At 60.3% G+C, this 12,762-nt stretch carries 9 protein-coding genes; 2 read left to right on the top strand and 7 right to left on the bottom strand.

Features of this window, described 5'->3' with window-relative positions:
* Nucleotides 1–16 precede the first annotated feature (16 nt).
* Nucleotides 17–1,567: a glucosamine inositolphosphorylceramide transferase family protein gene (locus tag HF949_RS07890; RefSeq protein WP_292899657.1), complete on the top strand. Its 1,551-nt coding sequence runs from the start codon at nt 17–19 to the stop codon at nt 1,565–1,567.
* Here the strand turns inward: HF949_RS07890 and HF949_RS07885 are convergent.
* Together HF949_RS07885 and HF949_RS07880 are read right to left on the bottom strand one after the other, a co-directional pair.
* Nucleotides 1,537–2,343 carry a 4'-phosphopantetheinyl transferase family protein gene (locus HF949_RS07885; protein WP_292899655.1) on the bottom strand — a complete coding sequence of 269 codons (807 nt, stop codon included), beginning with the start codon at nt 2,341–2,343 and terminating at the stop codon, nt 1,537–1,539. The genes HF949_RS07890 and HF949_RS07885 overlap by 31 nt on opposite strands.
* Nucleotides 2,333–3,511, bottom strand: a complete 1,179-nt coding sequence (locus HF949_RS07880; RefSeq protein WP_292899653.1) for a DegT/DnrJ/EryC1/StrS family aminotransferase — start codon at nt 3,509–3,511, stop codon at nt 2,333–2,335. Before HF949_RS07880 ends, HF949_RS07885 begins: the two co-directional genes overlap by 11 nt.
* Nucleotides 3,512–3,799: 288 nt before the next feature.
* Between HF949_RS07880 and HF949_RS07875 the strand changes: the two genes are divergently transcribed.
* On the top strand, nt 3,800–5,455 hold the full coding sequence (locus tag HF949_RS07875; RefSeq protein ID WP_292899651.1) for a GMC oxidoreductase: 1,656 nt from the start codon (nt 3,800–3,802) through the stop codon (nt 5,453–5,455).
* A 12-nt stretch (nt 5,456–5,467) separates the two neighbouring features.
* Here HF949_RS07875 and HF949_RS07870 read toward each other — a convergent pair whose 3' ends face one another.
* The 5 genes from HF949_RS07870 to HF949_RS07850 form a co-directional block, all read right to left on the bottom strand.
* Nucleotides 5,468–6,907, bottom strand: coding sequence for an oligosaccharide flippase family protein (locus HF949_RS07870; RefSeq protein ID WP_292899649.1), 1,440 nt, complete (start codon nt 6,905–6,907; stop codon nt 5,468–5,470).
* A gap of 461 nt (nt 6,908–7,368) precedes the next feature.
* The gene (locus tag HF949_RS07865; RefSeq protein WP_292899647.1) at nt 7,369–8,046 is read right to left on the bottom strand and encodes a sugar transferase; all 678 of its coding nucleotides are present in this window, start codon (nt 8,044–8,046) and stop codon (nt 7,369–7,371) included.
* 202 nt (nt 8,047–8,248) lie between these two features.
* Nucleotides 8,249–9,553 (bottom strand): glycosyltransferase family 4 protein, encoded by a 1,305-nt coding sequence (locus tag HF949_RS07860; protein WP_292899645.1) that lies wholly within the window; start codon nt 9,551–9,553, stop codon nt 8,249–8,251.
* Between the two features lie 8 nt (nt 9,554–9,561).
* Nucleotides 9,562–10,476: a glycosyltransferase family 2 protein gene (locus HF949_RS07855; RefSeq protein ID WP_292899643.1), complete on the bottom strand. Its 915-nt coding sequence runs from the start codon at nt 10,474–10,476 to the stop codon at nt 9,562–9,564.
* Nucleotides 10,466–12,733: a GumC family protein gene (locus HF949_RS07850; RefSeq protein ID WP_292899641.1), complete on the bottom strand. Its 2,268-nt coding sequence runs from the start codon at nt 12,731–12,733 to the stop codon at nt 10,466–10,468. Before HF949_RS07850 ends, HF949_RS07855 begins: the two co-directional genes overlap by 11 nt.
* Nucleotides 12,734–12,762: the final 29 nt, after the last annotated feature.

Below are 12,762 nucleotides of genomic sequence, written 5' to 3'. Positions count from 1 at the left end.
CTTGCGCATCGGCATCATGCGACGGGCCGGGCAGCCGTTCGAAAACTGGGAACTTCAGCTCATCGAACGGCTGATTGCGGACCGCCGTTTCCGTCTGGTTGCGTTCCTGGAAACTTCGAAACCGGCTGGCGCAAAGGCCAGCATGATCACCAAAATGGTGGCACAGCTCGACGCTGCGCTTTTCGCGCGCCAGTCGGACTATAGCGCGAAACGGTTCGAGCGCGCACGAAAAGCCATACTCATGATCCCGCTGGCCGACGCCGTGGAGAATGGCGACCGGCACGGACTGCAACTCGACATGATCCTTCGCCATTGCAATGCAGTATTGCCTGAAGCAATCCTTCATGCACTCCCGCTTGGTGTGTGGTCGCTCAGCCACGTTTTCACGCAGTCGGGATCTGCCAGCTGGGACGGAATCTCAGACGTCGCCGCTGGCACTCCGACCAGCAGACTGTCGCTTTTTCTCGAAACGGCGCGACAACCAGAAAAACACGTCGTTGCGCAAGCCGAGTTCAACGTGAAGTTCAGCGCAGCGCGCAATTCCGCCTTCATCAAGGAAAAGTCCGTTCTGCTTCTCGTGCGCGAACTCAGGCGCGCGGCGGAAACCGGCAGGCTGCCCAAACCGATCAACGCCCCCGATGCCGTCCGCACACTGAGGCCACCCGGCATTTTGAAGACCGGGCGCTATGCGGCTTCACTGACAAGAAACATCGCACAGCGCTTGCTCAAAAGCATGCGCCGCGCCTCGCATCAGGAAACCGCCGTATGGACACTCTTCAGCGGGCGCGGCGCGATTGACGATTTCGATCCCAGCGAAGCCATAGAGATCCCGCCGACGGATACGGCGATCAAGGCCGACCCCTTCCTGTTTCATCATGAGGGACGAACCTACCTTTTCTACGAGAACTATGCGCGTGGCGATGAACGGGCACATATCGCGGTGGGCGAGATCACGCGCAACGGCTTCGAACCAATAGGCATCGCGCTGGGTGGCAACGAGCACCTCTCCTTTCCCTTCGTCTTCCGGGAAGGCGACGAGATCTTCCTTATGCCTGAAACACATCAGAGGAAGCGTATCGAGATCTGGCGTGCGGTCAGTTTTCCGTTGATCTGGGAGCCCTATTCACGGGCCTTCGAAGGGTGGTCGACTGCCGACAGCACCCTTTTCAAACATCGCGGACAGTGGTGGCTTTTCACCAATCTCTCGGAGCATCATGCGTTCGAGGATCACTGTTCCGCGCTCTATGCGTTTCAGGTTGACGGGCCGGAACTGAAACGGATCGTTCCCCATCGCCTCAATCCCGTGGTGGTGGGCAGCGCCACGGCACGCAATGGCGGCCGCATCTTCTCGCGCCATCGCCGGCTTTATCGACCGGCGCAATACAATGCGCACGGCATCTATGGCTACGGCCTCAATATCATGGAGATCGAGCAGCTCGACATCGACGACTATCGGGAAACATGCGTGCGCCGCATTCTGCCCGATTTCAAACCGGGGCTGACCGGCTGTCATCATTTCGATGCGAGCGGCTCACGCTATATTCTGGATGCGCGGCTCAACGCCTGATGGTGCTCGATGCGCGCGGTGGGCCGCCAGGCTCCGCGCCTTTCTCGCCGGGCAGGCTGAAGCGTGCCGCCGCGATAGTTGAGCGCGACGGCGTTGCCGGCCGTGAGCGCCGCGACCGCGCCGACATAACCGCGCGGCAGGGTGAGGTTGAGAAACTGCCACTGGTCCGGCGCATCGTCCACGCCATCGAGCCTGAGCAGCCGCGGCTGGCCGGTCTGATCGATGGTCACATCGAAGGACTCAAGCGGCAGCGAAAGCCCCGCACCGTGCGCCTTCACGAACGCTTCCTTTCGCGTCCAGCAGCGAAAGAATGCTCCCAGATAATCCTGCGCCGGCACCGCCCTGAGCGCTTCATTCTCAGACACTGAGAAGAAGTGCTCTGCGAGATTTTCCCGGAACGGAAGGACGCGCTCGATATCAATGCCGAGCTGATAGCGATCGGAAACGGCGAGAACCGCCGTCGGGCCGCTGTGACTGAGATTGAAATGAAGCGGCGGTTCACCGCGCCCGGCAAGCCGGGGTTTGCCAAAGACATTGTATGAGAAGGAAAGCCGGTTTGGCGCCACGCCTAGATAGGACCCGAGGATCGCCCTCAGCCGACCTCGCCCGGTGATGAACCGCAACCGGTGCTGCTCGTGTACGAAACGCGAGGCACGTGCGAACTCCGCCTCGTTGAGTGCCGAGACGAGCGGTGGAAGCGCATCCAGGGATACGTCCAGGGACCATTGCCAAATATCGATCGTGCTGGCGCCGATGCTGACGGGTTTAAGCTGCATAGGACAGCCGCCTTTCCGGCGTTTTCCGTCCGGCCATGCGGCGGGCGAGATAGGCCATCAGCGCCGTGGGATAGTTTTCGCCCAGGCTGATGCGGCAAGTGCGCTTCAGAATATCCAGCGAGCGGGCACACATGTCGGGCCCGTACTCCACATCGGTCGAAGCCCAGCCATAGGGGTTCATGGCCGGATGGAATGCCCTCTTCTCCAGGATCGGAGTCCAGTGGGTGCAGACGTGACGACTTGAATCGAAAACACGGTAGACGCCGCGCCGGTTCCGTGCAGCAAAGGCCTTGGCCTCGCCTTCCGTCTCGAACAGAACATGGAGGCCGACGGCGTTTTGCGGGTCGTTGTGCGGTCCGAGCCGGAAGGCATCGCTGCCCGACAGGATGTGCGACATGACCTGATGCCGCCTGCGCATACGGCGCAGCATGGGATCCAGCTTTCCAAGCTGCACATTGAGCATCGCACCCTGTATCTGGCTGGCCTTGAAGTTCACGCCGAAAAAGCTCGGCTCGTTGTAGTTGTCGAGATGCCCGCGAAAGAGTTCACCCACATCGTGATACATACGGGCGCGGGCGAAATACCGGTCGCTCTGCGAGGTCACCGCACCACCCTCGCCGATGTTCATGTTCTTGAACTGGTTGAAGCTGAAAGCGCCAATGTCGCCAATCGTGCCGGCACGCTGCCCCCGATAGCTCACCCCCACCGCCTGGCAGGCGTCCTCGATGACCATCAGCCCATTCTGACGGGCGAGTGTTGTGATCGCCGCCATGTCACAGACCATGTTGGCCATGTGCACCGGCAGAATGGCGCGGGTGCGCGGGGTGATCTTGCGCGCAATGTCTTCGGGATCCATGGTCAGCGTCTCGTCGATATCGACGATGACCGGGACAGCTCCCACCGCGAGCACGGAAGCGGCCGTTGCAATCCATGTATAGGCGGGCACGAGTACCTCGTCGCCGGGCCCCACGCCGGAGGCCGCCAGTGCGCTGATCAACGCGCCGGTGCCGCTGCTGACCGTCAACACATGTTTGACGCCGAACTTTTCGGAAAAGGCCTTTTCGAACCGGTCGAGCGGCCCCTCGCCGGGGCCACCATATCGGGCAAGACGCCCCGAGGCGATGACCCCGCCGATGGCCAGCCACTCACGCAAACCAACTTTTGCCATGGTGTTTTCCCGCTTGGCCGACGGGCGAGCCACGCCCGCGGCGCCCCAATTGTCCCTGAAGCGTATGCCCGGGCCATGGGGTTTTCAAATAATCCAATAATGTAGCGGCAGTGCGTTTTGCCCTACCCGGCAATGGCCAAAACCCTTAGCAAGCTGCCCCTTCTATGCAATTTGGATGAGTTCGGCCGGGCGCTGGATTTTGATAGCCTTTTGTCGGGGCTTTACGACGCAGCGAACTCACTCCTTCGCAACTGACGTGTTGCTCTGGTAGCCCGCTCAGGGGGCAGTGTGTCCATTCTAGATTTGCGCAGCGTGCCATCCGGCACACGGTTTGACACCGATCTCGCTCTTGTCGGGGCGGGTCCGGCCGGACTGACGCTTGCGCGGGAATTTGCCGATACACGTCTCAAGATACTCCTGATCGAAAGCGGCGGCGTGGAGTTTGATTCCGAAATCCAGCTCCTCAATCGAGTCGAAAATATCGGCGAACCGAACACTCGGGGCACCATGCCTCTTCAACGAGGTTACACAGGTGACCTCGCCTGGCTCAACGACATTCCAGCATTCGAACTGCGCAACCGGATGGTGGGTGGCAGCACGCACACCTGGGTTGGCAAATGCGCCGCATTCGACGAGATCGACTTCAACGCGCGTCAATGGGTTCCCGATTCCGGCTGGCCTCTGCAACGGCGCGATCTGGCGGATGTGCTCGACCGGGCAGCAAAGCTGCTCAACCTCGGTCCCAATATCTACGACAAGGCACTTTTCCGCCGACTGAAATCGCCGCCTGCTGAAATCGATCTCAATGACAACCTGCTGCGCACTTTCTTCTGGCAATTCAGCCATAAGCCCAAGAGCCACGAGCCATTGCGGTTTTCGGAGCTCCCGGCAGGACTCTCAGCGGACAACATTGATATTCTCACACATGCGACCGTTACCGGCATTGGACTATGTGAAAGCGGGAGGAAGGCGGAAACACTCGATGTCAGAAGCCTTTCCGGGGTGGACGCCTTGATACGGGCACCGGTGATCGTGCTGTGTGGTGGCGGCATTGAAAATGTGCGCATGCTCCTGGCATCCACGAATGTGGCCACACAGGGCATCGGCAACGATCATGACTGCGTGGGCCGATACCTGGCTGACCATCCGCGAACCGTGATCGCCCGCTTTGGAAAAGACACGCTGCAGGATGTGACCGAGCATTTCGGCTTCTACGGGCTCAGTCACAACCGTCGCACGCATTTTTATCTGCGAGGACTGGCCCTCAGTCCGCGTCTGCAGGCGCGTGAGGGCCTGCTCAACTGCGCCACCTATCCGGTGCAGGTGCTGGCTCCGAACGACCCATGGCTGGCTCTCAAGCGATTTTACTCCAGCAGGAGACGGTTTCGGCTCGATGATCTCAGGACCGCACTTGCGGCCCCCGGCGGACTGGCAGCCGGCCTGCACCGCCGGCTCATCATGAAACGGGGCCTGCCACGCCAGCTCACCGAACTGCGCTTCGACGCCATGGCCGAACAGAGGCCCGACCGCGACAGCCGCGTAACGCTCTCATCGGCACGTGATCGTCTGGGCGTACCGCTGGCGCGTGTGGACTGGAAGATCGGCTGGGCGGAAGCCGCCAGTCTCGCGCGGCTCGCCGAACTCATTTCGGCCGAATTCTGGCGGGTCGGCCTGCCACAGCCCAAACTCGAACCCTGGGTCCTGGATGAAGATTTCGCGAACGCCCCTTTCAGCGACATGGCCCACCCGGCCTGCACCACGCGCATGGGGGAGAACCCGAAGACAAGCGTTGTCGATCCGAACGCCAGGGTTCACGGGATCGAAGGACTTTTTGTGGCCGGCAGCTCGGTTTTCCCAACCCCCGGCCACGCCAATCCGACACTGATGATCATCGCCATGACGCTGCGCCTTGCCGATCATCTCAAGAAGCGACTTCTCGGGTGAGCAGACAGCGCTTTATCGGCCGGACTTGAGCCAGCCTGTCCATCTCCAGCTTGCATAAAGAACGCCCAGATAAATCAGTGCACCCACCAGAACCTGCATCGCCATTTGCGAATAGGCCGGCATGTGAGCCTCGGTGGGCCAGTGAGCAAGGGACGAAACGCCGACGAACATCACGGCGGCCGCCAGCATGATGAGACCACTATTGGCGGAGATCCCCATCCAGTCGAGCTTTCCGTAGCGTATTTGGAACCAGACCGACAGCGCCCCCGCGAAGGCAGCCGCCACGCATTGCCCGAGCGCCGCATACACAAGCCCAAAGGGTGCGAGAACCACGATCATAAGGATCGAGGCGAAGCTGATGAACAGCGACAATGGCCAAAGCCGTTTGACCTCGCCGCGAACCGCCAGTAGCGGCTCCGTTACATATCCCTGGAACATCAGGAGCTGGCGGATCGCGAGGATTTTGACGACCAGTGCCACCGGCGCCCAGGCTGCCCCGAGGGCAATGTCCACCAGATTCCCGGCGACGAGAACCAGACCGAGATAAACGGGTGCTGCGATGGCGAAAAGAACTGGGAGGAAAAAGCTGCCGGCACGGGTGACCGGATCAACTGCCGTGGCAGGAGCGTTCCGGCTGTTTGCGCGGCGAAAAACAACCCAGGCAAGCAGTCTGGCCGGCTCGCCAACCAGTTCCGAGAAGGCGGCCACGATCCTCTCCGCCGCCCGGTAGTAGCCAGCATCCGCAAGGCCGAGCAAGCCGCCGACCGCCAGCGTGCCGGAATAGGATCGCGCAAAGACGATGATCCGAACACTCAGAATATAGCGCGCGAAGTGGATCACCTCGGCGAACACCGCACGGCTCGGGATTTTCGGTGCGATCCAGCCGATCACCCAGACCCCGCCAAGGACACTCAAGATGTGCGTGGCCAGCCGCCCGACCACGAGTGCGGCGATGTTCCACCCGGCCCAGAGGCCAAACAGTGTTATCGCAAGCCCCACCGTTTCCGCAAAAATGCGGATCACCGCCTGTCTGTTGAGAAGATTCCGGTGTACCAGCATTCCGTCGTACACCGCGTTGAGTGCCGCAGGTATAAACCAGAGCGCAAACAGCGCGAAGAGCCATGCCTGCCAGGCCGGGAACCAGAAGGCGCCCACGAGAACAACCAAAGTCAGCCCGGCAGCGGTGAAACCACAGCCGCTGGCAAGCGCAATCGCAGTGAGTTGCGGCAATCGCTGCTCACCATGATCGGCGCGCATGATGAATTCCGCCCATCCTCCTTCGCTCACGACGACAAAGAGGAAGGCGATGGCTGACACAAACGCAAAAAAGCCGAACTCGGCCGGCGAAAGAACACGGGCAGCGGCCACAAAGGCCGCCAGTTGCGCGACCTGCGAAAAGAGCCGCGCCACCATGACCCACACGCCACCGCCGAGGAGCGTCGAGACCGACAATCCGAAAAATCCACCCGGTTGTGTATCATGTTGCGGTGGTTTGTGATCCGGTTTCACGTTGCCTTCCCCCCTGCCGCTATTCACCTGTGCCGGCGCTTCCGCTACGATTTCCTCTGGAACACTGATGATTCGTCGTCCTTGACGATGGGGTTCATGAGTGTGCGGCCGTGTGGATGACGAGGCTCGATACGGCCTAATGCCCGATGCGGGGACGCGAATTTGTGTGTTTTCCCTAGTCTGGTTTCCAGTTTCGATGCTTTGTGGCGGACAATGAGCAGCCAGTGCGAGATGCAAGCAAACAAGACCAGTTGAACCATGGTTTCCTTGCGCGGCCGTTCAAGGCAATCAGCGCCAAGGTTTCAATACGCTGGTTCGTTGTTGTTTTCTGCCTCGTCGTCTGGCTGGCCGTTTTGCTGTTCTTCCTTTTCTAGAGGGTCATCCTCTCTGCGCCTTACCTTTCGTCAGCAGCCATTGCGGTCGAACAGAAAGACACCGACGGTGCGCCAGACAATCTTCAGATCGAGCCAAGTCGTGCGGTCGTGAAAATACTGGACATCGAGTTGAACCCGCTCGGCGTAAGACGTGTCGCTGCGTCCTGACACCTGCCAAAGACCGGTGATGCCGGGTTTCATCAACAGATAATCGTTTATCCGCTCTCCATAGCGTACCATCTCGTCCTCGACGATCGGGCGCGGACCGACCACACTCATCTCACCGCGCAGCACGTTCACGAACTGCGGCAACTCATCGAGACTCGACATCCGCAGAAGATGGCCGATGGGATGAATGCGCGGATCGTTACGCAGCTTCTGACAGGCGCGCCATTCCTGGAGAAGAACCGGGTTCTGGTCGAGTAGCTCTCTGAGCAAGCGATCCGCATCGCGTCGCATGGTGCGAAACTTCAAGCAGTCGAACACCTTGCCGTCGCGTCCGATCCGCTTCTGCCGATAAAAGACAGGCCGTCCGTCGCTGATCAGAATGCCAAGAGAAATGAGCGCAATCGCAGGGAGAAGAATGATGAGCACGAGGATGCTGAATGCAACATCGAACGTTCTCTTCAAAATGACGTAAGAGCGGAAATGCCTGACTTTCCGCAGCTCCAGTCCCTGCTTTACGGAATCATCATATGCGTACAGCATGAACCCGCCCCTGGGTGTTTTGTTTGCCTCGCCGTCGATCATTATAAGGCCCCGCAAAGCCCGTGATATAACTCCATCGGGGTATTGGGCGGGGCCATTTAGGTGCAATCCACCGCACAATCGAACCATGACTACCCCTGCAGCGCAGCCGGACTAACCGGCTTCATTTGACTGGCTGGCTGCGTGGCCAAAAGCATTAGAATCAAGCCCCGGCTTCCCGGGCGGTGCCGGCTGTTCCGAAAGCTTGCGCACCCGTTCGCTCTTTCGGCGCCTGCGTCGGCGCCCGTGCCTTGATCGCGTCATCCAGAATCCTGGCATAGAGAGCCAACAGCGCCTCCAGCCAGCTCTCCGTCGTGTTGGCGAGATGCGGCGCGCATGAGCGGGCTCTTTCACTCATCGCCAAGACCAGATCGTCGTCGTCGGCCAATCGGCGCAGCTTGGCAGCCAGAGCCTCGATGCCCCCCGTGGGAAACGTGAATGCCGCGCCTGCCTCCGCCAGTTCAGCAGCCAACAAAGCATGGGACGGAAGCACCACCGGGATGCCGCTCCCCACCGCCTCCAGCGCGGCAAGGCCAAACGGCTCGGGTACCCGTGAAGAGATAATGACGCATCGTGCATCGCGCAGGCGGTCCGCCATCTGGGCACGATTGCACCAACCATGAAGCGTCACCTCCGGATAGCGTTCCTCAAGAAGCGCACGGCCAGCGCCCTCGCCGATCACTTGCAGGGGAACGCCGGCGAGGCGCGCGGCCCGTGCTGCGTCTTCGAATCCCTTCTCCGGCTCCAGCCGGCCGATGAAGAAGAAATCGTGTTTTGTGTGCGGCTGGGTCCTTGAAGACAGAAACGGCGCGACCGGGTTGCGGATGGTTGCCATGCGACTGTCGTCAATTCCAGCGCGTTTGAAGAAGCCCCGCATCTGCTCATGCACCAGGACGATATTGGCGGGCCGGCTGCGCAGTGCGAAGAAGCGCTGCATCAGCAGGTGCCGCGTGGAGCGCCAGGCCTTCTGATGATAGCCACGCTTGTCGCATTGGGTTGTCAGGCAGCGAAGCGACATGGGATCGAGGGTGCAAATGGACGATGCCGGATAGTTGATGAAGCCGCCATTGGGACAGGCGAGAAAATAATCATGTGCATGCAGCACCACCCGCTCGCGCACGGGCATCAGGGCGCGAAAGATGGATGGCGACAGAATCTTGGACCATCCATGCACGTGATAGATGGTCGAAGGTTTGTCGTGTCCGGCGACCCAGCCCCTCAGGGCTTTGTAGGCATCCCGGTTATAAAGCCCGCCCGCAAGGGCAGACAGACGCCCACGCTCAACGAGCGGCTTTCCATTGAGATGAATCGCTTGCGGCTGCGTCATTCCTGAAGGTTCATCCCCAGCAAAAAAGGTTACCGGCACGCCGGCCTCACGCAGTATCCGCGCAGCCAGGCAGGACAGGTTCGACGCCCCGCCAATCTCCGCCGACCGATCATTAATGAGGACAACCCGCCCCGGACGCATGATCCCCCCTATTCCAGAACGGTCACGTTCCGGGGTGAGAGGCGGCCGCGCACCAGGTCACCGACGGCCCGCATATTGCCGAGAAGCCGGCCGCGCCGATCCACCCATGGTTCGGGCCGGATAAACTTGACGGCGTTGGCTACGAGATTGCGCATGATCTGCGGAGCGGCATGACGCGGGCTCATGGTCTTCTTGCTCATCAGATAAACGGGATTGGCAATCTGCGAATAACCCAGCCGGAGGCCGGAGGTTCGCCCTGACTTGGTGCCCAGATGAACACCGTGGAGGCGTTCAGAACTTACAATCCGTCCGTGTCGCGCAAGCTGCCTGCTGAAGTCCACGTCCTCGAGCCAGCCATAGAGTGGCAGGTTTTCGTCAAACCGAAGGCCATATCCGCGGACGGTCGACAGGCGCACCGCCATATTGCAACCGTAACCGCTATAGACCTGCTTTTCGCGGCCAGTGGGTGTTGTCTTCGAATGCGAACGGATGATGCGCAAACCATCTTCGAGCGGGATCCCCGGCCCGAGAATGCCATCGGCATCGACCGTACCTGTGCTCATGACGACGTCGGGGTAGGATCGGAAGATGCGCACGGTCTCTTCCAGATAGTTCGGTGCGATGAGGAAATCATCGTCGAGAAAAAGCAGAATGTCGACGTCTTCCATGTCCTGGAGAATGCGATTTCGCTGCCGGCATAGCCCCCGTTCGGCGAACACGATGCGTGTGCGATCAAGCAATGCGCCCAACGCATCGGCGTCCACGTCATCACGGTCTGCCGCGCATATGACGATGCAATCGGCCAGACGCGACTGATCCAGCAGATGCGGCACCACCGAATGAAGTATTCTCCTGCGCCCGGTGGTGGCGATGCCGACTGCTATGCGAAGATCGGTCCGGCCCGGATAACGTTCAAACGGCATGACGGCCTCCTGCTTCGAGCCGGTTTCTCCCCATCGCAGGCCACCACTGTCGGGTTTTGCGCTTGTTGAAGACGACACCCAGAATTCCAACACGGGATTTGCCGAATGTCGCGAGTGCGCTCGCCAGCCATTCGACGGTCATCTTGCGCCGGTTGCCGAGAACCAAAAGGATACCGTCAAGATGGGCGCTGGCTGCCCGCGTGTCTGCCGATGTGGCGAAGGTCGAGAGATCGACGATGATGACATCGTAGTTCTGGCGGAGTTCCTCGATCTTTTTCCTGAGAGCCGGCAGATGCCCAAAGCGATGTCCCGGATGCGCAGCTTTTCGGATCTGCTCCACGGTAAGCACCGGGAGGATCAACCCATCCTCCATCGGAGTCTGCTTTTCCTTCCTGCGTTTCTCAGGTGGTGGGTCACCGGGCTGTTCGTCACCGTGATAAACGGAAAGGCCAGCTTTTGGCCCGGAATTTGCCGCCTGCAAGCTCAGGAACGGATTCCGGAAATTTGCATCGACGAGTACCACACGCAGCCCCTCATTGGCATAGAGCTGGCCCAGATTGGCCGCGATGGTGCTCTTTCCTTCGTCGCCGCTGACTGAAGTGAGCCCCACGACGATCGGCCCACCTGAAGGAAATGCCGCGTCAATAGAGCTCTTCACGCCACGCAGCGCCTCGGAGAAACCTGAATAGGGTGCGTCCAGCACGAACCGAAGGGCGCCCTTGCTGCCGGGCAGCTGAAAGCGGGTGAAGGGAACATGGCCAAGTGTCGGCAGGCCCAGTTCACGGCTCAGACGCTCGCCCGAACTGATGCGTCGGTCGAGCACATCGCGCAGGCCCGCAAGCCCCAGACCGCCGGCAAAACCGAGCATCAGGGCCATGGGGATGATGAGCGTGGTTTTCGGCCAGTTCTTCGCAAGCGGGGGTGTCGCCGCCGTCACCATGCGGGCATCACCGATGGGGAAGGATTGCTTCTGCAGTGTCGTGATGAGTTGCTGAAGGACGCTTTCATACATGCGCCTATAGGTGGTTGCCCGGCTTTCGAGCTCAGTAAGCTGAACACGTGCCAGGTTCTTTTCGGTGACACTGCCCTTGATCGCCTGAAGCTGCTCCCTGAGCAGTTCCTCGCGGGCCTGCGCGGTGTCGAGATTGGATTTGTAGACACCTTGAATGCGAACGAGTTCGGTGTTGATCTGCGCTTCCAGCCGCGCGATCTCCGACTTTGCCGCCAGGGTCGGTTCACTATTGGAGCCATAGCGGGTCTGCAAGGTCTCAAGCCGCGTACGCGCCGCTCCGAGTTCCGCTCTCAGACGGTTGATTTCGGTGTTGCTCAACGCATCGCCTACATAACTGTCAGGCAGTTCCCCGGCCAGCATGCGGTTGATTGTGGCAAGCCGCGCCTCCTCGCCTGCGGTCGCAGCCTGCGCCGCCAGCAACTGGCTGCTGATCTCGGCTAGCTGCTGCTGATCAAGGCCAGAGGAACCGACCTGGGCGATATCGTTGCTGTTCCTGTATTGCTCGGCACTGAGAGCGGCTTCCTGTGCTTGTCGTCCAATCTCCACGAGCCGATCCTCGATCCATTGCGCTCCGCGCGCGATGATCTGCGATTTGGCATCGAGACTTGACTGCATGTAGGTGTTGGCGATGGCATTTGCGGCGCGCGCTGCCTTGCCCGGGTCGGTGGAGGTGTAGCCGATTTCAAGGACATAGGACTGCCCCACGCGGCGCACGGATACGCGTCCCAGGAAACCCGCCATGGTGCGCCGCATGATCTCTTCTTCGTTCGGCTCGCCCGCCATCTCCGCCCCGTCCTCTGTCACCGGGTCGAATATGGAGAGCGTCGCTGCAAGCGCGCCGCGCACGACCGATCGCCAGGAGCTGCTCGTCTGGATCTCAGGGTCTTCGGTCAGATTGAGCTGCCTGATCACCGAGCGGGCAATTGCCTCCGATTTGACGATCTCGACCTCGCTGGCAATTTCCGCGGTTTCGATGATGATGGTGCCGGTGGAAGCGTCCTGCGATGCGATACGCGCCTGCTCGCGATCGATGACGATGCGGGCGATGGAGGTATAGGTAGGTTCCGTATTTGCGATGTAGAGCGCGCCAAGCGCCACGCCGGCGGCCGACGCAAGGGCAAGGACCAGAAAGTGCCTTTGCAGGAAGGCCCAGATATCGCGAAAGGAAATATAGTCCTCATGCCGCCCGCTTTCCCTGGACGCCATCTCCGTCCCGGTCAGCCTCCTGATTTCCTGAACCACCATGGTTTGCCCCGCCCGTCTGGCTGTAAAAT

Source organism: Nitratireductor sp., assembly GCF_017794765.1.
Lineage (GTDB): Bacteria > Pseudomonadota > Alphaproteobacteria > Rhizobiales > Rhizobiaceae > Nitratireductor.
The sequence above is the reverse complement of the archived record's forward strand: the minus strand, read 5'-3'. Positions and strand labels throughout refer to the sequence as shown.